Annotated in this window: 18 protein-coding genes, 1 tRNA gene and 1 CRISPR repeat array; of the genes, 6 read left to right on the forward strand and 13 right to left on the reverse strand. The window is 47.5% G+C overall.

The window, feature by feature from the left end; genetic code table 11:
* A CRISPR array of direct repeats spans positions 1 to 164; the repeat unit is 32 nt; unit sequence GTTTCAACACACAGCCGCCTGAAGGCGGCTGG.
* Positions 165 to 353: 189 nt separating this feature from the next.
* From cas2 to pip, 11 genes are all read right to left on the reverse strand, one after another.
* A complete protein-coding gene (gene cas2, locus HMPREF2700_RS11135) occupies positions 354 to 647 on the reverse strand; it encodes a CRISPR-associated endonuclease Cas2 (RefSeq protein WP_003685729.1) in 294 nt (97 codons plus the stop codon).
* A gap of 74 nt (positions 648 to 721) precedes the next feature.
* Positions 722 to 1,735: a type I-C CRISPR-associated endonuclease Cas1c gene (gene cas1c, locus HMPREF2700_RS11140; protein ID WP_070592145.1), complete on the reverse strand. Its 1,014-nt coding sequence runs from the start codon at positions 1,733 to 1,735 to the stop codon at positions 722 to 724.
* A gap of 87 nt (positions 1,736 to 1,822) precedes the next feature.
* A complete protein-coding gene (locus HMPREF2700_RS11145; RefSeq protein WP_070592146.1) occupies positions 1,823 to 3,448 on the reverse strand; it encodes an AAA family ATPase in 1,626 nt (541 codons plus the stop codon).
* Positions 3,449 to 3,501: 53 nt separating this feature from the next.
* Positions 3,502 to 4,257: a CRISPR-associated protein Cas4 gene (gene cas4 / locus HMPREF2700_RS11150; RefSeq protein WP_083303996.1), complete on the reverse strand. Its 756-nt coding sequence runs from the start codon at positions 4,255 to 4,257 to the stop codon at positions 3,502 to 3,504.
* Entirely contained in the window at positions 4,167 to 5,033 is an 867-nt protein-coding gene (cas7c, locus tag HMPREF2700_RS11155) for a type I-C CRISPR-associated protein Cas7/Csd2 (RefSeq protein WP_070592149.1), read from the reverse strand. Before cas7c ends, cas4 begins: the two co-directional genes overlap by 91 nt.
* 11 nt (positions 5,034 to 5,044) lie before the next feature.
* Entirely contained in the window at positions 5,045 to 6,823 is a 1,779-nt protein-coding gene (gene cas8c / locus HMPREF2700_RS11160; RefSeq protein WP_070592151.1) for a type I-C CRISPR-associated protein Cas8c/Csd1, read from the reverse strand.
* The gene (gene cas5c / locus HMPREF2700_RS11165) at positions 6,820 to 7,494 is read right to left on the reverse strand and encodes a type I-C CRISPR-associated protein Cas5c (RefSeq protein ID WP_070592174.1); all 675 of its coding nucleotides are present in this window, start codon (positions 7,492 to 7,494) and stop codon (positions 6,820 to 6,822) included. Before cas5c ends, cas8c begins: the two co-directional genes overlap by 4 nt.
* A gap of 53 nt (positions 7,495 to 7,547) precedes the next feature.
* Positions 7,548 to 8,114, reverse strand: a complete 567-nt coding sequence (locus HMPREF2700_RS11170; protein ID WP_070592153.1) for an SLATT domain-containing protein — start codon at positions 8,112 to 8,114, stop codon at positions 7,548 to 7,550.
* Complete coding sequence (locus HMPREF2700_RS11175) at positions 8,107 to 9,408, reverse strand: nucleotide-binding domain-containing protein (protein WP_070592155.1); 1,302 nt, start codon at positions 9,406 to 9,408, stop codon at positions 8,107 to 8,109. Before HMPREF2700_RS11175 ends, HMPREF2700_RS11170 begins: the two co-directional genes overlap by 8 nt.
* 40 nt (positions 9,409 to 9,448) lie before the next feature.
* Positions 9,449 to 11,737: a CRISPR-associated helicase/endonuclease Cas3 gene (locus HMPREF2700_RS11180; protein ID WP_070592156.1), complete on the reverse strand. Its 2,289-nt coding sequence runs from the start codon at positions 11,735 to 11,737 to the stop codon at positions 9,449 to 9,451.
* Between the two features lie 121 nt (positions 11,738 to 11,858).
* Positions 11,859 to 12,788 carry a prolyl aminopeptidase gene (gene pip, locus HMPREF2700_RS11185; protein ID WP_070592157.1) on the reverse strand — a complete coding sequence of 310 codons (930 nt, stop codon included), beginning with the start codon at positions 12,786 to 12,788 and terminating at the stop codon, positions 11,859 to 11,861.
* Between the two features lie 124 nt (positions 12,789 to 12,912).
* Here pip and yciA point away from each other — a divergent pair, with 124 nt between their 5' ends.
* Both yciA and HMPREF2700_RS11195 read left to right on the forward strand, forming a co-directional pair.
* Complete coding sequence (gene yciA, locus HMPREF2700_RS11190; RefSeq protein ID WP_049332732.1) at positions 12,913 to 13,347, forward strand: acyl-CoA thioester hydrolase YciA; 435 nt, start codon at positions 12,913 to 12,915, stop codon at positions 13,345 to 13,347.
* 246 nt (positions 13,348 to 13,593) lie between these two features.
* Complete coding sequence (locus tag HMPREF2700_RS11195; protein ID WP_070592159.1) at positions 13,594 to 14,385, forward strand: formate/nitrite transporter family protein; 792 nt, start codon at positions 13,594 to 13,596, stop codon at positions 14,383 to 14,385.
* A 155-nt stretch (positions 14,386 to 14,540) separates the two neighbouring features.
* On the opposite strand, the gene HMPREF2700_RS11200 is transcribed toward HMPREF2700_RS11195, so the two are convergent.
* Together HMPREF2700_RS11200 and HMPREF2700_RS11205 are read right to left on the reverse strand one after the other, a co-directional pair.
* A tRNA-Pro gene (locus tag HMPREF2700_RS11200) sits at positions 14,541 to 14,617 on the reverse strand.
* Positions 14,618 to 14,771: 154 nt separating this feature from the next.
* Positions 14,772 to 16,295, reverse strand: coding sequence for a fumarate hydratase (locus tag HMPREF2700_RS11205; protein ID WP_003746217.1), 1,524 nt, complete (start codon positions 16,293 to 16,295; stop codon positions 14,772 to 14,774).
* A gap of 853 nt (positions 16,296 to 17,148) precedes the next feature.
* On the opposite strand from HMPREF2700_RS11205, the gene HMPREF2700_RS11210 reads away from it, so the two are divergent.
* From HMPREF2700_RS11210 to HMPREF2700_RS11225, 4 genes are all read left to right on the forward strand, one after another.
* Positions 17,149 to 17,787: a 2Fe-2S iron-sulfur cluster-binding protein gene (locus HMPREF2700_RS11210; RefSeq protein WP_070592161.1), complete on the forward strand. Its 639-nt coding sequence runs from the start codon at positions 17,149 to 17,151 to the stop codon at positions 17,785 to 17,787.
* Positions 17,787 to 19,415: an FAD-binding protein gene (locus HMPREF2700_RS11215; RefSeq protein ID WP_070592162.1), complete on the forward strand. Its 1,629-nt coding sequence runs from the start codon at positions 17,787 to 17,789 to the stop codon at positions 19,413 to 19,415. The genes HMPREF2700_RS11210 and HMPREF2700_RS11215 overlap by 1 nt, the downstream gene beginning before the upstream one ends.
* Complete coding sequence (locus HMPREF2700_RS11220) at positions 19,412 to 20,665, forward strand: complex I 51 kDa subunit family protein (RefSeq protein WP_070592164.1); 1,254 nt, start codon at positions 19,412 to 19,414, stop codon at positions 20,663 to 20,665. Before HMPREF2700_RS11215 ends, HMPREF2700_RS11220 begins: the two co-directional genes overlap by 4 nt.
* 448 nt (positions 20,666 to 21,113) lie before the next feature.
* Positions 21,114 to 22,565 (forward strand): DASS family sodium-coupled anion symporter, encoded by a 1,452-nt coding sequence (locus HMPREF2700_RS11225; protein ID WP_070592166.1) that lies wholly within the window; start codon positions 21,114 to 21,116, stop codon positions 22,563 to 22,565.
* Positions 22,566 to 22,576 lie beyond the last annotated feature (11 nt).

A 22,576-nucleotide genomic window follows, 5' to 3' on the forward strand; every position in this document is an offset into this window, starting at 1 on the left:
GTTTCAACACACAGCCGCCTGAAGGCGGCTGGCCCCAACGTCGAATTTATCGAACTGGACAAACTCGTTTCAACACACAGCCGCCTGAAGGCGGCTGGTTCCTGAGATTTTCCGCCCATAACTAAAACTGGAGTTTCAACACACAGCCGCCTGAAGGCGGCTGGAGCCTCTCTCAAAAGCCTTGCTCCATCAGGTTTCGCAGCCCCAATTTCGCTAAGCTCCCAAGAAAAGCGCGATCGCGAGTATAACACAGCCTTTTCTGTTACACCCGAATTCGCAATATCCTGATTGTTAAAGAACAATCCAAATTCGCCACCCCTGCCGCATTTTCATGAGAACCGCAGGTTGGCGATTCACACAATCAACGTATCCTTAAACACATCCACCGCCGGTTTTGCGCCGTGGTGTTCCACTTTTCGCCGCCATTTGCTGCCTAAATGGTAAAAGCGCAGACTGTCGGTTTCGGGGTTGTAGGTTTTCAAAAGTTTATCTTTTAAAACAACCCACTGATCAGGTGCAATGTCGCATTCGAACACCGAATATTGCACGCGCACGCCGTAGTCCAAACACAATTTGGCCACGCGCCGCAGCCTTGCCTGCCCTTCCGCGTCTTCTAGCGAAATATCGTAAGTAATCAGCATCAGCATTTTGTATTCCCATGTGCAGGTTGCTTTAGAGGCCGTCTGAACACGTCCAACCCGTTTTCAGGCGGCCTGCAAACCTATCTCATCAAAAACGGCGGGTATTCCGCCAAATCTCCGCGCAAGTGCCGCGCTAACAGCATGGACTGAATATATGGCAGCAGCCCGATTTCCACTTCTTCGCCCAAAAACGGATGAACGATTTTCTCCTGCTTTTTTGCCTGCAAGGCTTGGAACAAAAGCTTACGCGCATCAGCTTTAAGGCTAACCGCGCCGCTTGCCTCGGTAACAAAATCCTGCGGTTTGATTTGTCCGCGGTTAATCAGCGAAAGCACCAACCTATCCGCCCACCATGCGCGGAATTCTTCCAAAATATCCTGCGCCAAACTGTCGCGCCCCGGTCGGTCGGCGTGCAGAAAGCCCACCTGAGGATCGAGCCCCACGCCTTGCAGCGCGCCGCTGATGTCCTTTCCCAAGATGCTGTACACAAACGACAACAGCGCATTCACCCCGTCTCTGGGCGGACGGCGGTTGCGTCCGTCAAAAGAAAAACCGCTTTTTTCGCTCAAAAGCTGCCCAAATACGCCGAAATAACGCGCCGCCGCATCACCCTCAATACCGCGCACCACGTCCAGCTCCGCCGCGTCCTTCAACTGCCGCAGCGAAATATTCAAAGAATTGACCGCACTTTGAATCGCCGCATTCTCGCCATAATTGCGAATCTGCCGCTGAAGCACCCGCTTACTCGCCTGAATCTTCGCCGCGATGATATTGCGCGCAATCGGCACAGGGCTTTGCTCCGACACACGATACTGCGCCCGACGCAGCAGCACATTGCCGCTCTGCCGTCCCTGAAGCCGTCCCAAATAACGCCCGTTTTCGGTAAAAAACGCCAAATTCACATTATTTTCGCCGCAAAACCCCAGCAAAAACGGTGACACCAGCACATTCCCAAAACAGAAAATATGCCCGATGGAATGCACCGGCAATTGCGCTACCTTCTTGCGCTCCTGCTCCACCACCAGTGTCTCCCGCTCCTTATGCAGATAGCTGCCTTGGGTGGTGATGTAGAGCGTGTTTTGCAGTTTGCGCATGGGGAAACTCCTTAGGGTTTAGGACGATAGTTGGACTACCTGAAAATTATTGATAGGTTAGGTAGAATGCCATAAACCAAAAAATAACTATTCTCTGTCAAATATACAGGACTTTAATTCTTGATAAATATTCATATCTGAAGTCACTAGCTTTGATAAATTTATTTTAAAATTCTCGGGATTTATGTGAGTTGGAATTGAGCAAATACTTTTGATTAATGAAAATTTAGATTTAACATCTAAATCTATTAAATCCTGAGATGTAAAATTGTCATCATATTTAATTTCATCAAAAGTTTTTTGATTCTCTATACAATATTTTCTCAGCACCTCTTTATCAAATAAATAGTTTTCAATTTCCCACCTTTTCATTACTCTAAATCTTTCATCTTGATTAGCCAAATATTCCGTTCTATCTGATTCTGATACCAGCTTTCCTGAAGCCATATCTCTATCTTTAAAAACCCAAATTTCCATATTAGGAAATACCTTACCCAATATTGCTAATGCAATACTGCTTCTTTGGTCCAATTCTGTATTTCCACCACTAGAGACAAAAACAGTATCTGGATATTCTGCATTAAAAATATTATTTAAGACTTGAGCATCAAGCCCTCTTTCAGAACCATCCCGTCTAGGTTCATCCCGTCCTTCACAATAAATAATTCTATTAGGAGCGATTAATCCTGTTAAATCATCTAGAGCTGTACTGAAAATAGATTTCCATGTTGTTCTATTGTTTGCAACAGGGGTCAACGTTATTGTTTCCGATGCAAATCTCATGTTATCTTCAAAGTGAATAACTTGGCATTTTCCAGATAACTCTTCTTGAAATGCCCGTAAAAAACCAATACTGTGAGTCGCAATCCAAATTTGCCCTCCATCACCTATTAATTTATCTATCTCAATTATTAATTTTCTTTGAACTGCTGTATTGATATGCAATTCAGGCTCATCCAATAGGAAGATAGAGTTTTCATATTTCTTTCTTCTTAAAAATAAATCTAATAAAATATCAACAACCTCTTTTTCTCCGGCAGAGAGACTATCAAATGAGAATGTTATATCTGAATCTGATTTTTTAAAACTTAGTGTACCATTATTACGTTCCACATTTCCTAAATTAACAATTTCCAAATCTAAACAGTTTCTTATAGATTGATTTAATAAGCCTATAACTTTGATTCTAGCTTCAGATGGTTTAATATCTTCTTCTTCCATGACTTGGTTATAAAATCCCAGTAACCTTCTATAATTATTCTCCACTTTACTATCCAAATTTAGTGAGCAACTAGCTCCATCTGAATTCTTTTCAATAGGGTTTGTTGCTTTAATTTCTGTAATATTCAGCTCAGTGTTATAACGATATGGACTTCTAAATGAAAAAATAACTTCCCTATTATTTTTATAAAATTCATGATTAAAATATAAATTATTGTTATCAATAGTATTGCCATCATTATCTAAATAATCAATTGATATTAGTTGACGTACATTTGTATTGTCTGTTCTGTAAAATATTCCTGGCGTGCTAAAATCTCCAATGCGCCCACCAAAATCTCTTCCACATGCAATAAAAGCATCTAAAACACTACTTTTACCACATCCATTAGTTCCAACCAATGCGATTATTTTTGCCGGATTTTCACCTAAGTCTAAAGTCAAATCCTTAAATCTTTTAAAATCTTTTATAGTTACTTTCGATACTTTCATATTCGGTCCATTCTAGAGATATTAATTAGTTATAATTTACTTAAGATTTTACATCACTCCCCAAACAACCCCGCCACATACCCCACACTCCTATCCCGTTTCCCCAACAACTCCGGCTGGCAAATCTCTACCAGTGAGCAAGCTTTGCAGCGTTTGCCGTAGTAGGGCGGCGGGGTTTGTCCGCTGTTTAGGAGTTCGCGCACGGCGGCGATGGTGGCGAGTGTTTGGGCGCATAGGTCGTCTGAAAATACGACGGAGACGCGGTGGCGGGTTTGCATATACCACAGCGCGCCCTCAGAGACGGTTTGCCCCGTCATTTCTTCCAAGCACAAGCCTTGGGCGCAAAGCTGGATTTCGTCCATCGGGTCGGGTTTGGGCTTGCCGCGTTTGTATTCCACAGGTTTCAGACGACCTGTTTTCGTTTCCACTTCCACCAAATCCAACACGCCGCTGATGCCCAGCTTCTCCGCCGACACATGCACCGTCCGCTCAAAACGCACGCCCTTGCGTGTCTCCGGTTCGCCCGAATCCACCCGCTCATGAAGCGCCTTGCCCTGCGCGGTCAAATAGTTCTCCGCCCACGCCTGCTCGTTATGAATCAACGCGCATTGACGCGGACAGAAGGCGTAATGTTGCAAAGCGGAAAGGGGAATCAGGCGCGTGTCCTGATTTTCCCTTTGGGTTTCGGTTAAAAGTGCGGTCATCTTTTTAAGTGTTTTTACAGCAATTCTTCCACACTCACGCCACTCAGGCCGTCTGAAACCACGCTGATTTTGTAATCGCCAAAACCGCTTGCAGGCGTACCTGATTCGCCGTTTACACGTTCGACTTTCACTGCGTCAAACAGTTTATGTGCAGGCTGGCTGCCGAGTGCGCTGTCGTGTTTGAAAACAATCAGTTTGCGCGCCGCCATTTCGCCACGGGCGGCGGAGCGGTCGTGCTCAAACATCAGCATCAGGGCTTGCCAGAGTTTGGCCAAGTCGTCGTCTGAAAAACCGGTTTTGGCGGCAAGGTTGGCGGAGATAAAGCCGTGCACGCGGTAGAGCGCGTAAGGGACGATGTATTTGCGCCCCATAGTGCGTTCTTTTTCCAAGTCTTTTTCGTTGGTGACCGCCATGCGGGTGATAGAAACTTCCAGCGGGACAATCGGGTCGATGGATTGTGCAAACGCCAGTTGCACCGGGCCGCGCACTTGCCCGCTGTTGACTTCGGTGGTCATCACAGCGCCAAAGGTGCGTATATCGAAGAAGTTTTTACACATCCAAGCGGTAATGTCGCGGGCTTTGGCTTCGTCTTTGGGCAGTTTTTTGGCTTCCGATTCAATGCCGAGTGCTTCATAAGCGCGTTTGTTTTGCAGGTTTAACACGCTTTTTTCTTTGACGTAGATTTCGTAACCGGCTTCATTTTCGCTGCTGATTTCCACAAAATTACGGATTTTGCGTTTTAAGCAAACATCGGTTACCAGGCCTTTGCTGGATTCGGGGTCAAGACGCGGCATATTGCCCGCATCGGGATCGCCGTTGGGGTTGCCGTTGGTTACGTCAAAAAAGTAAACAAATTCATAGCGGTTTTGAATGGCAGACATTTTCTGGCTCCTTAGTTTTCAATGGTTTCAGCGGTTTCTTTTTTAGCAAAATAGCTTTGTTTTTGGTGGTAATAGCCGATAGCAAAGCGGCCTTGCTCGTCAATGCTCAAATGGCGTGGAAAGGTTTCGGGCAGTTTGGCAATGATTTCGCCCAAATCTTTATCCAAATTCACCGCCATACCGGCTTTGTCTTTACGCAGGCGCGATAAATGGTGTTTTGCACCCGACAAAAGGCGCGGAAAAACCGAAAACGGCACGGCGGAGGCAGAGCCGTAATAGCGGTCGGCGATGCCGGCGTTTAATTCGCCCAACGCCTGATATTGAATGCGCTCCAACACGGCAAACAGCCGCCCTAAAAGATAGGCACAATTCGGGCTTTCATTGTTCAAACTCATAGGAACTCCTTCTTCGATAAAACCTTTTCTAAAACGCCGCTCTAATACGGCTTTCATCATTGCCACGCGCAGGCCGTTCACATCGCCGTCGGCACGGATTCGGGTAATCAGTTGCGACAGCAAACTTAAGGGATATGGCGTGCCGCAAATCACGGCACGGGTCATTTCGCCTGCCAACACGGGCGAGATGTTTTCGCTTTTGCCTAAAACCGCCGTCTGCAACAGCAAACGCCAAACAGAAGGCGGCGTTTTCCACGGGCGCGGTTCAATTTTTAAATCCCGCCAGTGCCATGCCAAATTTTCCGCCAGCTGCCCAAACGTGGTGTCCAGCCAAAAGCGAACAGAAATCCGCGCGGCGTTAGGGGCAAGCCCTAAGATGTAAAAACGGGTATTGACAGAAAGTTCGGGTGCAATTTCTTGCAGCGGACGGCCTTTGCCGATTTGTTCCAATACGTTGAAAACTTTGGCGCATTCTTGTTCATCATCCGGCGGCGTGAATACTTGCGCGAAGAAACCTTCGGCAGCCTGCGCCGTTGCGCTATCGTCCGCTTCCGCCCAAAAGACCGTGCTGGCATCGCCGATGGTCAAGCAGTGATTATTTTCGCGGCGCAACAGATAGTTCAGCGCGGTGGTGTAGGCAAAGGCGGATTGTTCGGAAACGGGCGCATTTGCGCCTTGCTCCTTGCCAAACGAAGCAAAGGCTTCTTTGTTAAACGAGATAATCGAGCCGCCGGAGCTTTGCCCGCCAAACACGCCTTTAATCGCCGGATGCAGCCGCGCAATCGGGGCTGTATCGCCACTAATCAGGCACAAGCCTTCGAGTGCTTCGTCGCTTTTCAGGCAGCCTGCCCACAAAGTTTGCGCGGCTTCGCGTTTATGAATAAGTGCGGTCGGTTTTTCAAGAGAAAATGCGATGTTGGCATCGAGCATTTCGGCAGGCAGATTTTCGGCAGCGAAATGTGCAGGCTGCCAGTTTTGCAGAAAACGGCACAAGGCTTGCAAGCCTCCATCTTCACTGCTTTGCAGTAAATCGAGATGGTATTGCTTGAAGGCTTCAAAGGTTTTTTCAGACGACGTAAATGGTTTTTTTTTCGCTTCGGCTTTGTTTTTATTGGCTTCCACGCCAAGCGCGTAGACGGTTTTGTCCCACAAAAAATTCGGTTTGATACCCGACGTGCGTTTTTCAGGGCGAGGCACGCTCATCAATTTCGGCTGCGGCTTTTTATCGGCAGTCAGATTCGGCACAACGGTTTTCAGACGACCTTCTTTATCCAACACCAAAATCCAGCCGATTTTCTCCTCGCTAAAGCCGTAAGGCGGCACTTTCGGATTGCCCATTTCATCAGTTTCTGCTGCCAAACGGCGGTAATAACGGGCAAGGGACGCTAGAATCATGCTTTTACCTCCTCGGCGTAAAACGGCGGCACATCAATCACGCCGTCTTTTATTTGTGCGCGGAAAAAATGCGGCGTCTTGCCGTGGTCAAAATCAATATCGTGCAGCATCCAGCCTAAATCGCGGTTTGCCTCGCTTTCCGATAACGCCGACGGCGGTAGCGGATCACCCTCATCAATCAACGCAAAATCGGCAGGGAATTCACGCACGCCCAAACAAGGCTGCTGAAAGCATTGCCCCTTTTTCGCACGGCGTTTGAACATCTCGATATGCTTGGTAACGGTTTCATCCGCCCCCGCTTTTGCCGTCAGCACCGCATGGGCTTCAATCACATAAGCCACGTCTTTAAGCACCGTCGCCGCGCGCTGCTGGCGGTCGTCTTCAATCAGCGTATATAAATCGGCAACGCTCTTACGCTTCATCGCCCCGCTGACCTTACCCGCCGAAATCTTGCCACCCAACTCATTGCGCCGCACCGACTCAAACCGAATCGGCTTTAGCACATAAATCCGGTCAATCACCCACCGAATCGCCGGCTTCCAATGCACCGCTGCCAAAATCCCGCGCGCCGCCGACGGCGTGATGACATCATAAGACACCCGCTCCACCTTCATCTCCGGACGGGTAAAACAGGCATAATCGCCCCAAACGTGTAGGCGAATTTGGTTCATTTGATTCTCCTTTTGGTTGGAAAGTGCGGTTTCAGACGACGTTTTATGGATTTTCATGTTCGTCTCAATTCTTTTTGAAGAAATTTATCTATCTCCTCATCAGAAAATGTCATGTCTTCCATGTTTTTAAGTGCATTTTGTGCTTTTTGGTAAGCTTCAAAATTCGTACTTGGAGCTCCTAAATAAATATTATGCAAATCTTCTAGTAATTTATCCCTTTGCAAGCAAATCTCATCGATTGATAACTGCTTCATACGAAGGGCAGTTAAAAGTGTCAGATATTTTTCACGAACGAGCCAAATTTCTGCTGCTGCTTGGCGATGCTTTTGTGCAATTATTCCTAAATCATAATCTTTTATATAAGAATTAAGGACAAGTAGAATAGTGGATATTATTGCTACAATAACTTCGGCAATTTTTTTATATTCAGGGCAAAATTCAAAAAGCATAGTTATTACTCCGCCAGCAATAATAGCAGAAAGAATAATTTGCCATTTTTTAATACTTGCATTCTTCTCCAATAAAATATCAGCGCATTTTTCATGTGTTTTATGAGTGTAAACTACCCGCCCATAACACTCTCGTAATTGCCCTTCTAAAATTTTTTCTTCATTAGTCATAATCACTTCCATCCGTAACAATTGGAACATGGATTCTATCTTTAGCTACAACCACGCCATTTTTAATGCAATAACATTCAACGATATGATCACCATAAAAATCTGTTGCTTCTTTTTTACACTCATATCCTCTATCTGGAACAATTTGTCCTCTAATACAATTTCTTTTTTTTGCTTCTTCACCTCGATTTAAAACCTTCCAATAAATTTCATATGGTTTATGTACTGAAATTTCTTTTATTTCAAATAGTAGATCTTTTCTAGATTTCAATGGGATTCTTCTTTTTAAAATCTCTCTAAGGAAAAACTTACGGAAACCATTTTGTTTTACTTCACAGTCAATCTTTAGATATTCACGAATATCAATCGGAAATTTATCTTCAATAAATTCTTCAGTATTCTGCCAATTCTGAGAATAACTTGCAGAAAGAGACTCCATTGCCATTTCAGTTTTTTTAGCAGGAAACGGTCGCCCATAAATTTTTTTCCATTTATCATTTACACTGCTTTGATTTTCGGCATCAATAACCTTCAAGGCTTTTTTTGCTTCTTGCTGAAATTTTTTCTTTACCTTGACTCTTTGTTTGCTACCCAATACAGCATATTCTGTTTGCTCTGGTAATTTAGACAAGTATTGAAAAAAGTCTCTGCTGAGTAAATCATAATAAGAAAAACTTTTATCATCATAATAATCTGTTGATTTTAAAAAATTATAAACTAGCGTATCAATAAGTAGTCCTCCCATTGCTACACCATGTTTATTTTTCCAAGCTCGTGCCATTTTGCACAAACGCCGTAAATTCTGATTTTTATCTTTATCAGCAGAAGAAATTTCATCTATTTCTTCTCGTGGTTTAGTAATTTTCCAGCTTCCTCCATCTTTGGTATCAGGATATTTAAAACTCCCATCTTCCTGTTCAAAAACAGGCTGAACCTCAATATAGAAATTAGAAAAAGTTACAGTAACAACCAATCTATCAACACTAACAGCCGTGCGTGAATAACGGTTTAGAATGGCTTCTTTTGTATCAGAAAGTAGTTTGTATTGAGCATTTTTATAGGTATCCCAAGTAGACTTTGGCATGATGTACAACATATCTAAGTCAGAAATTCCATTGATGCCTGTTTTCCGCCCAAACGATCCCACTTGTAAGGTATTTGCTGTTTCGGAATCGGTATTGCGAAACTGCTTATTTAATGTTTTAGTTAATTCTGCATAACGATCACTTATTGTCTGTTTATTAGAAATCGCTAGGTTATCAATAAATTCTTCAAACATCTGTGAAATACTCATTATTGTTTTCCTTTATGGTTAATATAATGTTATTAATATCTCAAAAAACTAAATTCTCAGTTCTGATAAAAGTATTATCCTCCCAACTCAACCCCGCCACGTCATCATACAAATCCAGTCCAATCAGCGTATAAAATTGTTTGCCGAAGTTTTTCTCGTTTATCGGTTCAATACGCCCTGCTTTATATAACGCGGTGAGGGCTTTTTCGGGGATTTGGACGGTGTAGGGTTGTAGTTTGCGTAAGAGTCCGCCGATGTGGTCTGCGTGGTGCAGGCTGCTAATGAGGTTTTCGGCATCAACATCGAACGGAATAATCAGCGGCTGCATATGGCTTTCGATCATGCGGAATTTGTCGGCGATGGTTTGGAATGGGAAATCAAGGCTTGGTCCGGCATTGTGATGCATTTGCAGGATTTGTTTGTGATCCAGTTCTTTGCCTTTTTGATCGTAAAGGTCTTTGAAATAGGCGGCGACGGCTTGGATGGATAAAAGGTCATCTGAAAAGCTGTCGGCGGTCAGGCGCATAACGGCGGCTTGTGCGGCAAGTTCGGGCGGGGCTTTCCATTTATCTTCGGGCGCGAATATCCAGACAAAGCTGTTTTCAGAAGACCTTTTGCCTTCGCGGTTGCAGCGTCCTGCGGCTTGGGCAACGCTGTCTAAACCTGCTTCGGCGCGCATTACCAGCGGAAAATCCACATCAACGCCGGCTTCAATTAAGGAGGTGGCGATAACGCGGCAAGGTTCGCCCTTTTTCAGACGGCCTCGGATCTCATCGAGCTTTTGGCTGCGGTGTTTGGCACACATTAAGGTGGTCAGGTGGAATGTGCCATCAAGGTGTTTGGCTTGGTCGTACAAGCTGCGGGCATGGCGGCGGTTATTGACGATAACTAGCATTTGCGGGTGTTCACCAAGTTTGGCGAGCAGGTCGGCGTCGGTTTGTGTGCCGATGTGTTGCACAGTGGTGCGGCGCAGTTTGTCGAAAAGTGCGGTCGGTTTTGGGGCGATTTCGCGCACGTTTTCAAAGCCGCGATAGAAGCCGTTTTCGGTTTGCACGGCTGGTTGGGTGGCGGTGCACATGACGACGCTGCTGCGGTAGTTTTGCGCCAATTCTTTGATGGCTTGCATGATGGGCAGCAACAGATTGAGCGGCAGCATTTGCGCTTCGTCGAGGATGATGACGGAGCCTGCGATGTTGTGCAGCTTGCGGCAACGCGAGGAGCGGTCGGCAAAGAGGGATTCGAAGAATTGCACGGCGGTAGTCACGATAATCGGCGCGTCCCAGTTTTCCGAGGCAAGGCGCAATTTGTCTTTGGTGGCCTCATTTTGCAGTTTGCCGTCGTCGAAGGTACTGTGATGTTCCAACACGGCTTGTTCGCCCAATTCGCCAAAGGCTTTGCGAAATTCGGCGGCATTTTGTTCGATGATGCTGGTGAACGGAATGACGTAAATCACGCGCCGCATGTCGTGCCGTTTGGCGTGTTCCAGCGCGAATGCCATGGAAGTGAAGGTTTTACCACCGCCGGTCGGCACGGTGAGCGTGAATAGCCCTTGCAGTTGTGCCGCTTGTTCTACGGCGTAATCGAGAATTTCGCTGCGCAGGCGGTTTAAGGTGGCATTGCGTTTTTCGGCTTCAGTTTGCTCTGGAGCTTGGGCGATACGTCGTCTGAAATCGTTGATAAATTGATTGAAACTGTGTTGTAAGGCGTTTAACTTGGGATAACCGCCGCGCTCGGCGGCTTTGTTTTCTAGCTTTAGATAAAAGGCTTCTGTGTCGAGATAATCGGCATCCACCAAGCAGGAATAGAGCATTCGGGTGAAGAAGGCGTAGGAGAAAAAAGGATGATGCGCGTCGGCTTTGAGTGGCGGTGCGGATAAGTTTTGGGGGAGTTTGATTTCTTGTTGCCACAGGTTATCGAGAGCGGGAATATCTGCGCCAAATTGCAAGGCTAAACGCTGTTTCAAAGTGCTGCGGTTATCACCTTCGCCCTTTCCATTTGCCAACCCGGCATGGTGCCCCGCAATGCAAAACGCCATCAGCTTGCCAATAACATTTCCCCAACGTTCGACAGCAATTTTTGCTCCGGCAGTAGCATGATCAACTGATGGGCCGCCATGCAATCGGTGATTAAAGGCTTCCGAATATTTCCCTAAGTCATGAAGCCGTCCCGTCTGGCAGGCAATTTCCTGAGCACCGAATACCCGAGCAAACTCCGCCGCCATTTCCCCAACATTGACCAAATGGCTTTGCAAGGTTTGCCAATGTTCGTAAGGCAAAAGATTGCCGAGTTCATCTTGCACAGAATGGGCGTAGTAAATTAGAGGTTTCATATTGAAATTCTAAAAAATTCAAACTGATATCATGCAATGATAATATGATATTAAATTTAATATGTAAATAGAAAAAATGCCGTCTGAAACTTTTTCAGACGGCATTGTCATTTATTAACCTTTATAACTTGCTTCTAATATCCTCCACCGCTTTCACTAAAGCCTCAGAAAGCGAAGGATCAAAAGAAGAATGGCCTGCTTGGACGATTCTCAATTCTGCTTCTGGGAAGGCTTGCGAGAGTTCCCACGCGCTTTGCATCGGGGTGCATAGGTCGTAGCGGCCTTGGACGATGATGGTTGGGATATGGCGGATTTTGTCGATGTTTGCCAAAATAGCCTTATCGCCCTGCAGCCAGCCTTCGTTCACGAAGTAATGGTTTTCCATTCTTGCGATGGCAAGGGAGGCTTGCGGGTCTTCATCTACATCTTTAGGTTCAAACTGAATAAGGTAGCTTTCCCAATCTGCCCATGATTTGGCCGCTTTGAGGCGCGTGGCTTCATCTTCGCTGAACAGCATTTCATGGTAGGCTTTAATTAGGGCTTGGCGTTTGTTTTCGGCTACGGGGGCAATGAATTTTTGCCATTGAGCCGGATAAATTTGGCTGACGCCACCTGCTTCGTTCAACCATGCCATTTCAGACGGCCTGCACAGGAAAATACCGCGCAAAGCTAAGCCGCTGACGCGATCGGGATGGGTTTCGGCATAAGTCAGCGACAAGGTGCTGCCCCATGAACCGCCAAAAACCAGCCATTTTTGAATGCCGAGCATTTCTCGCACTTTTTCAATATCGGCAACCAAATCCCATGTAGTATTGTCTTCGATACAGGCATAGGGTTTGGAGCGTCCGCAACCGCGTTGGTCGATAATAACGATGCGGAAATGCTCTGGATTGAAAAAGCCTCGACAGGCCGGTGATGCCCCTGCTCCGGGGCCGCCATGCAGGAAAATCACAGGATGGCCATCAGGATTGCCTGATTCTTCCCAGTAGATTTCGTGAATGTCGGATACGCGCAAAAGGCCGCTATTTCGTGGTTCTTGAATCGGATGCATGAGCTTTCTCCTTTGTCTGATGGATATGTTGATTGTAACACTTTACCTTCTGATTTTTCAGACGGCCTACATAGGTTTATCGCTATAAATGGCGTAAAATAGCACTTTTTTGACAGGATTTTTTATGGCTGACAACAAACAAACACATGCTGCACCAGAAGGCCAACTTTTATTGCGTACGGTAGCCATGCCGCGCGATACCAATCCTAATCAGGATATCTTCGGCGGCTGGATTATGTCGCAAATGGATCTGGGCGGCGGTATTTTGGCGGCAGAAATCGCACAGGGACGAATTGTCACCGTGGCCGTTCAAGAAATGAATTTCATCAGACCGGTAAAGGTCGGCAACGTTGTATGCTGCTACGGTCATTGCGTCCGTGTAGGCAATACTTCTTTGCAACTGAAAATCGAAGTGTGGGTGAAGACTTTGATGAACGATATGGTAACGGAAGACCGCCAACTGGTCACCGAAGCTGTGTTCACTTACGTCGCCATCGATGCACAAGGCAATCCGCGCCCTATTCCTCGCGAAGGCAATGCAAAGCTGGCACATTTGTAAGTTTAAAAATTCAAAACAAGGCCGTCTGAAACCTCAACGTTCAGACGGCCTTTTTTAATACAGAAGTAAAATGTAATAATATTTCGTTTGAGCTAAAGCAAGGCGAAGTATCTGTTTTTTAGGTTTAATTCAGGCTGATTAATAAAACAAAGATCGTACACCGGCTTCCTATAACACTGCCCTACCGCGACAGTTTGTGCCACTTTTGAAACGGCGTTCCCTCCTCAACCCACTTTAAGGAACATCATGGCTTCGCGCGATTTATACCCACAGGAAATTTTACAGGTTGTTCTCAACAAAAGCTGCGCCAAAGCACAATCCAGCATCCCCACACTGGCAATCTTAAGCGTTTTGGCCGGCGGATACATCGGCTTCGGTTATCTTGCCTATTTAAAAATAGTCAGCGGCATTCCGCACGAATGGGGCGGTGTTGCAACTTTACTCGGCGCCTCCGTGTTCCCTATCGCCTTGATTTGCATCCTGCTTGGCGGCGGTGAACTGGTAACCAGCAACATGATGATCATGTCTTTAGGCAGATTGGCCGGACGGATTTCCTCCAAAATGCTGCTGCGCAACTGGGTTATCGTTTGCATGGGCAATTTGGTGGGCACGCTGGCAATGGCTTTTTTCCTCGGATACTATGTCGGTATGATTGAAGGCAGCATGGCAGAAAAAACCATTGCCGTGGCGGAAGCAAAAGTCCATATGGATTTCGGCCGCGCTTTCGTATCGGCAGTAGCATGTAACTGGATGGTCTGCATGGGCACGTGGTTGCACTTTGCCGCTAAAAACACAACCGGACGGATGCTGGCCATTTGGTTCCCCGTCATGATTTTCGTATTAAACGGCTTCCAACACCTTGTCGCCAATATGTTCGTTATCCCCGCAGGTATTTTGGCAGGTGCAAACATCACATGGGGGCAATTTTTCTTCAACATGATTCCCGTATTCCTAGGCAATGTCGTCGGTGGCGCATCCTTTGTCGGCGCGTCTTATCTTTATACTTATAAAGACACGCTGAAAGACAGTGCCGAATAGCCCTGCTTTATAAACAACAAAACCTGCTTTTGAGAAAGCAGGTTTTGTTTCAGACGGCATGGGTATTAAGTTTTAAAATCCATTCGGACACATTATTCAGATAAATCATCCAAACGAAAAAAGAGCCGTTTTTAAAACGGCTCTTTCCAATTTTTTGGTCGGAGTGAAAGGATTCGAACCTTCGACCCCTTGCACCCCATGCAAGTGCGCTACCAGACTGCGCCACACTCCGACTCGATAAGCTGTGAATTCTAGTTTCAAACGCTGATTTTGACAAGTGCTTTTTAGAAAGGGAAATTTACTCGTTTGAAAACATTTAAATTATTTGTAAGCAAAAAAAGGCCGTCTGAAATCGTTCAGACGGCCTTTGATTATTCAGTCAAATATCAAGCTTCAACCGGAATAATACCGATTTTGGCCTGCCATTGTTTTGGCGCAATGGCGTGAACCGATTCGCCGTTGCTATCCACCGCAACGGTCACAGGCATGTCTTTGACTTCAAATTCGTAAATTGCTTCCATACCTAATTCTGGGAACGCCAAGACTTTAGATGCTTTAATGGCTTTGGCAACCAAATATGCCGCACCGCCGACAGCCATCAGGTAAACGGCTTTATTATCGGCAATGGCTTGACAAGTCGCTGCGCCGCGCTCGGATTTACCAATCATACCCAGGAGGCCGGTTTGTTCCAGCATTTGGCGGGTGAATTTATCCATACGGGTGGAAGTAGTCGGACCGGCCGGACCAACAACTTCGTCACGGACTGGATCAACCGGGCCGACGTAGTAAATCAGTTTGTTGGTGAAATCTACCGGCAATTCTTCGCCTTTGTTGAGCATGTCAACCAAACGTTTGTGCGCGGCATCGCGGCCGGTCAGGATTTTACCGTTCAGCAACAATACGTCGCCGGTTTTCCATGTGGCCACTTCTTCTTTAGTCAGGTTGTTGACATCGACACGTTTGCCGTTGTCAGGGCTGTAAGTCAGATCCGGCCAATCTTCCAAAGATGGGGCTTCCAGTTTGGCCGGGCCTGAGCCGTCCAATTCAAATTCGATGTGGCGGGTTGCTGCGCAGTTTGGAATCATGGCAATCGGTTTGGAAGCCGCGTGGGTTGGGTAGTCAAGGATTTTGACATCCAACACAGTGCTCAAACCGCCCAAACCTTGTGCGCCAATCCCCAAGGCATTTACTTTTTTGTAGAGTTCCAAGCGCAGGGCTTCGGTTGTAGACAATTCTGCACCGGAATCGGCTTTTTCTTTGAGTTCCTGAATATCGATATGGCTCATCAGGCTTTCTTTGGCCATCAACACTGCTTTTTCAGGCGTACCGCCGATGCCGATACCCAAGATACCAGGAGGACACCAACCTGCACCCATTTGAGGAACGGTTTTCAATACCCAATCAACGATATTGTCTGAAGGGTTGAGCATGGCAACTTTGGTTTTGTTTTCAGAACCGCCGCCTTTGGCTGCGCAAGTGACTTCGACTTTGTCGCCTTTTACGATTTCCATATGTACGACGGCAGGGGTATTGTCTTTGGTATTTTGACGTTTGCCAGCCGGATCGGCCAATACAGAGGCGCGCAGTTTGTTGTCAGGATAGGTGTATGCACGGCGTACGCCTTCGTTAACCATTTCCTGTACGCTCATCTCGGCATCCCACTGTACATCCATGCCCACTTTCAAGAATACGGTCGCAATACCGGTATCCTGACAAATCGGACGATGGCCTTCAGCACACATACGGCTATTAACCAAAATCTGCGCCATCGCATCTTTGGCGGCAGGGTTTTCTTCTTTTTGATAAGCCTTATACAAAGCCTGAATGTAGTCTTTAGGATGGTAGTAGCTGATGAATTGGAAAGCATCGAAAATACTTTGGATAAAGTCTTCTTGCTTGATGACGGTCATGATTGTGTTCCTTTTCGGAGTCATGGTAGGGAGGATTTGTTTATTTCTTAAGAGACCGATTTTTTCAGACGGCCTTCAATAGTGTAATAGTGCTTTCAAATGAATGACCCAGACAATATCATTTTCATACCTTATTGATTTAAATGAAATTTAATATCGCATTAAATTACTTGGTTATTGATAATCTATATCCACTGACTATTCACTTACATGGAAATAAAATTACATTATTTTTAAATGATAACCTTATTTCAAGGCCGTCTGAAAATATTTGCCTTAAGTATCTGAGAAAGAAATTTAGTAGATTGTATTTAAAAGGGAACTACCTAAATTTCAGACGGCCTTTCTTATTTTCCAATACAATATACAATTGTAAAATCTGTGTCACTTTCTCCCTAAATCTTCTTGACTGATATCAAACTTGTTTGATTTTATGAAATTTTATAACAGTCTTTTCACATGCTTATATGTTTCAATATTATTCAATATATACAACAATCTATGCAAAATTACCTAATATGTAATAATGATTTCTACTAGCAAATAGACGAATATTTTAAAATTTATACTAAAAAAGTAATTTTATTTTATATTTAAAATCAAATAATTGAGATGAATTTGTCTAAATAATAGGCATATTTTGTTTACAATCATTCCTCTATAAAACCTTAGATTATCCCTATCATCAAAACCACTAAATTTTGATACACTTCGACTCATACAGATAAATATTGATTTTAAAAGAATTTCTGAGTAAATAACTTGGATATTTCCTTACGTACGATAGATGTAATAAAAATACAATTAATCAAATTATCCACTATTCCAACTTCCAATTTCACAGGAACAAACCATGAGTGAAAATTTGTTAACCCTGACCATAGACGGCCATGAAGTCAAAGCTTCCGCCGACTCGTCAATCATCCAAGCCTATGCCCGTGCCGGCAGCGCGATTACCGCCAACGTCGGCTGCATGGGGCAAGGCGTGTGCGGTTCGTGCCGCTGTATGATCCGCAAGGAAGGCGAGCGTGAGGTAACGACTGCGTTGGCGTGTGAAACCAAAGTCGAAGAAGGGATGCAGGTCAGCTTCTTGGACTACTTCATTCCCGAGCATATCCAATATTACGACGTGAGCGAGGTCGGCGACGGCTGGAACTGGCTGGACGATACCGCCAAAGCCTTCCCTGAAGCGCAAAACTGCCGTCATTGCGGCGGCTGCAACCGCGCCTGTCCCAAAGGTTTGGAAGTGGAAAACGGCGTGGCGCAAGTGGTTTCGGGCGATTTCGGCGCGGCTGCGCTGACCTTCGACCAATGCGTGATGTGCAACCTCTGCACCCTTTCCTGCCCGGAACACATCCGCCCGAACCACTTGGGCTTGTTCGCCCGCCGTATGAAAGCGGCGCGTACATTACGCCCTGTGGATTTGATGCGTCGTCTGCGAGAAATCGACAGCGGCAAAATGAAAGTCGAATTTGAAGAGGAGTCAGTGTAATGGTTAACAAAATCCAAGGCATAGACTACGAAACCGCCCTTGCCAACCTGCATGCGTCCTCATTGGAGCTACGCGGCGATTTACCTGAAAAAAACGAATTACTAAGCCAATTTCACCCTGACTATCAGGCAAATGCACGTGTGAAACTGCCTATCGGTCCAAACCAAGGCGATTACTGCCATCCTGATTTGGCCAAACTCTTAATCAGTCAGCCTCTGATTGACGACTATAATTTGTCAGGTGCAGAACACTTGAACACCGACGTATTGGTCATTGGCGGCGGTGGTGCAGGCGCGGCTGCGGCATTGTCTGCCACTGAAGCAGGCGCACGCGTCATCGTGGCGAACAAACTGCGTATCGGCGACAGCAATACTGTGATGGCCGAAGGCGGTATTCAGGCAGCGGTCGGTGCGGAAGACAGCCTGCAACAACACTTTGACGACACCATCAAAGGCGGCCACAACGTCGGCAAAAAAGAATTGGTTGCCCAAATGGTTACCGATGCGCCGTCCGTCATCCGCTGGCTGATTGGCTTGGGCATGACTTTTGACTTGGCTAAAGGCGCGGACAGCAACGGCATGTTGAGCCGCAAACGTGCAGGCGGTACGACCGTACCGCGCATCCTGAGCTACCGCGACTTTACCGGCCTCGAAATGATGCGCGTACTGCGCGAGGCAGTCGAACTCGATGAAAACATCACCCAGCTCAACCGCCACCCCGCCATCGAATTATTATCAGACGAACACGGCCGCTGCGTCGGCGCGATTTTGTACGATTTGGAAAAACGCTCTTTGGTATTGGTTCACGCCAAAGCAGTGGTATTGGCAACCGGCGGCAGCGGACGCCTGCATTTGCAAGGTTTCGCCACTTCCAACCACTATGGCGCAACTGCAGACGGCCTGGTGATGGCTTACCGTATCGGTGCCAAACTGCGCGATGTCGATTCTTTCCAATACCACCCGACCGGCGTTGCCCACCCTCCACACTTGGCAGGCGCGCTGATTTCCGAAGCCGTGCGCTCCGCAGGCACCAAACTGGTTAACGGTTTGGGCGAACGTTTCGTTGATGAATTGCAACCGCGCGACGTTGTTGCCGCCGCCATTTTGCGCGAGTGCCGCGAAGGCCGCGGCGTAGTACGTGACGGACAGGTCGGCGTGTTCCTCGATACCCCGCGCCTGATTGAAAACGATCCCGACGTATTGAACCGTTTGGTTACGCTCGGCCACGTTGCCCATAAATGCGGCATTGATCCTGCCGTTGAGCCGGTCATGATTCATCCGACCCTGCACTACCAAAACGGCGGTATCGAAATCAACGGCGACGGCGCAACCTGCGTCGAAGGTCTCTATTGTGCCGGCGAAGTAACCGGCGGCATTCACGGCCGCAACCGCCTGATGGGCAACGCGCTTTTGGATATCATCAGCTTTGGCCGCCGTGCCGGTAAAGCCGCGGCAAATTGCGGCCTGCCGCTGAAAAAAGTACGCGGTGGTGTCGGACACGTTCACGACCTGCAACGCGAAATGACCCGCGCCGGGCTGACCAGCGACATCAAAGCCCCCGTTTTATATCCCGACTACGGCAAATTCGATTTGCGCGAACACGCCGGTTTGCAGGAGCAACAATCATGAATCAAGCCAATCAAAACTTACTGCATCCTTCCCGCCAAGTCGGCGCAGATTTAGCCGCATGGCGCAAAGTCGGCGGCGGCGAAGGTCTGCTGGCTGCACTTGCCGATCCTCAAAGTATTGTTTCCAAACTGCAAGATGCCAACCTTTGCGGCATGGGCGGTGCAGGTTTCCCAACTTGGCGCAAATGGGAGGCCGCCGTTGCCGCCCAAAGTAAAAATGGCGACAAATACGTCGTCTGTAATGCTAACGAAGACGAACCGGGTACATTTAAAGACCGAGTACTGCTGGCAAATACGCCGCACCAAGTCATCGAAGGCGTCCTGATTGCCGCCGTTGCCTGCCGTGCCAACAAAGCAATTCTGTACGTCAACCCTCATCAAACCGAATCCATCGCTTCCATCACACCGGCCATTGAGCAATGGAAAAACAGCGATTTGTTTATCCGCATCGAAAACTACTTGGGTAAACCTTTGGGCTTGCAACTGGTTGAAACTTCAGGCCGTTATATCGGCGGCGAAGAAACTGCCGTAATTTCATGGCTGGAAGGCGGTTTCCCCTTCCCCCGCCGCAAGCCGCCTTTCCCTGCCGAAAGCGGTGTCAACGGTGAGCCGACCCTTATCAACAATACCGAAACCTTCGCCAATATTCCGCAAATCCTTGCCAAAGGTGCGGAATGGTACAAATCTTTGGGTTTGGGCGATGCGTCCGGTACGAAACTCTATTCGCTCTCCGGCGACGTATTGAATCCGGGGTTGTACGAACTGCCGATGGGCACGACCCTGCAATCGCTGATTTACGATCACGGCGGCGGTATGCTTGAAGGCCGTACGTTTAAAGCCGTCTTCACCGGCGGCCCGTCAAACACGCTTTTGACCGTAAAAGATTTGGACGTGCCTTTGGACTTCGTGTCCGTACGCGAACGCAAATCCAGCCTCGGTACCGGCGCGATGATAGTGATTTCCGAAGGCACCAGCGTGGTGCGCAAAGTGGCCGAGTATGTGGAATTTTTTGCTTCCAACTCATGCGGTCAATGCCCTCCTTGCAAAGGCGGCACATTCCAGCTTTCCCGCCTGCTCAACCGCGTGGATACCGGCATCGGTACTTCCGACGACCTGCGTGCCTTGCAAAGCCTGTGCCAACTGTTGCCACGAAGCGGCCGCTGCGGTTTGATCGATGGCGCGGTTACCGTGTTGCAAAGCTCGCTGCGTACCTTCCCCGAAGAGTACGGACTGCCGGCGGAGCAGGATTAATCCGATACGGCGTTTCAGACGGCCTTTTCTATATAGGGGGCCGTCTGAAAAATGCTCGTAGGTTGGGACATGAGCCAACATGATGATTAGGGTTTCAGTATTTGTTGAGTTTCACAACCAAACCTACTAAATCTGAGGTTTTACCCTCTCCCTAACCCTCTCCCACGGGGAGAGGGGACAGATTACAGGAAATCCGATAATAGTTGATTTCAGCGCCATTATCCCCTCTCCCCGTGGGAGAGGGTTAGGGAGAGGGAAAAACGCAATAACCTAAAAAAACGTCGTCTGAAAAGATGGCAACACAAAAATACGCATGACACAAACACCCAAAAGAAAAACATAAAAACAACCACACCCAAATACGTTTCAGACGAACTGTTCCCGCCAAAATCAGGCACACGTCGTCTGAAATCCGATTTCCCCGATACCTCAAACTAGGAGACTCAACATGGGCTTCAAGCCAATTCCTGCTGCGGTTGCGCTCGCGCTGACGCTGATTATCTGGTTCGTTATCCCCGTGCCGCAGGGCGTATCGCCTGACGCATGGCATCTTTTGGCATTGTTTGTCGGCATCATTGCCGGCATCATCGGCAAAGCCATGCCTATCGGTGCAATGGCGATTTTGGGCATTACCTTGGTCGCGCTGACCGGCGTGACCAACGAAAAAGCCGTAGACGCAACCAAAGACGCTTTGAGCAGCCTCAACAACTCACTCATCTGGATGATCGGTATCGCCATCATCATCTCGCGCGGCCTGTTGAAAACCGGCTTGGGTATGCGTATCGGCTACCTCTTGATCTCCCTCTTTGGCAAACGCACGCTGGGCGTAGGTTACAGCTTGGCATTGGCCGACTTGGTCATCGGTCCGGTAACGCCGAGTAATACCGCACGCGGCGGTGCAATCGTGCATCCGATTATGAAATCCATCGCCCTGAGCTTCGACTCCGACCCAGAAAAAGGTACGGAAGGCAAAATCGGTAAATACCTTTCTCTGGTCAACTTCCACTCCAACGTGATTACCTGTCTGATTTTTATCACTGCCACCGCACCCAATCCGCTGGTAGTCGAATTGGTTGCCAAAGCCACCAATTCGCAAATCCAACTCTCTTGGGGCACTTGGTTCTTGGCGATGGTCGTACCCGGCCTGCTTGCTATGCTGCTGATGCCGCTGGTGCTGTATTTCCTGTATCCGCCCGAAATCAAGCAAACCCCTAACGCCACTGCATTGGCAAAAGAGCATTTGGCTGCTATGGGACCGATGAAGCGTGAAGAAAAAATCATGCTGGGTATTTTCCTGGTTCTGCTGCTGTTGTGGGCGGGTATTCCCGAGATGCTGTTCGGCGTGAAAGTTGACGCTACCGCCACCACCTTCCTCGGCTTGAGCCTGTGTCTTTTGACCGGCGTATTGACTTGGGAAGATGCGTTGAAAGAAAAAAGCGCGTGGGACACCATCGTTTGGTTTGCGGCCTTGGTGATGATGGCAAACTTCCTCAACAAACTGGGCCTTATCAGCTGGTTGTCCGACTCCATGCAAAGCGGTATCACCCACATGGGCTTGAGTTGGGAAGCCGGCTGTGCCCTGTTGATGCTGGCCTACCTCTACGCCCACTACGTTTTCGCCAGTGGCACGGCACACGTTACCGCCATGTTCGGCGCATTCTACGGCGCAGGCTTGGCCTTGGGTGCACCGCCGATGCTGTTTGCCCTGGTTATGGCATCCGCTACCGGCATCATGATGTCGCTGACACACTACGCCACCGGTTCCGCTCCTGTCATTTACGGCTCCAACTATGTGAGCATGACCGAATGGTGGAAAGCCGGCTTCATCATGAGCGTGCTCGAAATCCTGATATTCTGCACTGTCGGCATCTTGTGGTGGAAAGTTTTGGGCTACTGGTAACCCTCTGGCTT

It is taken from the genome of Neisseria sp. HMSC068C04, assembly GCF_001810105.1.
Classification (GTDB): domain Bacteria; phylum Pseudomonadota; class Gammaproteobacteria; order Burkholderiales; family Neisseriaceae; genus Neisseria; species Neisseria flavescens_B.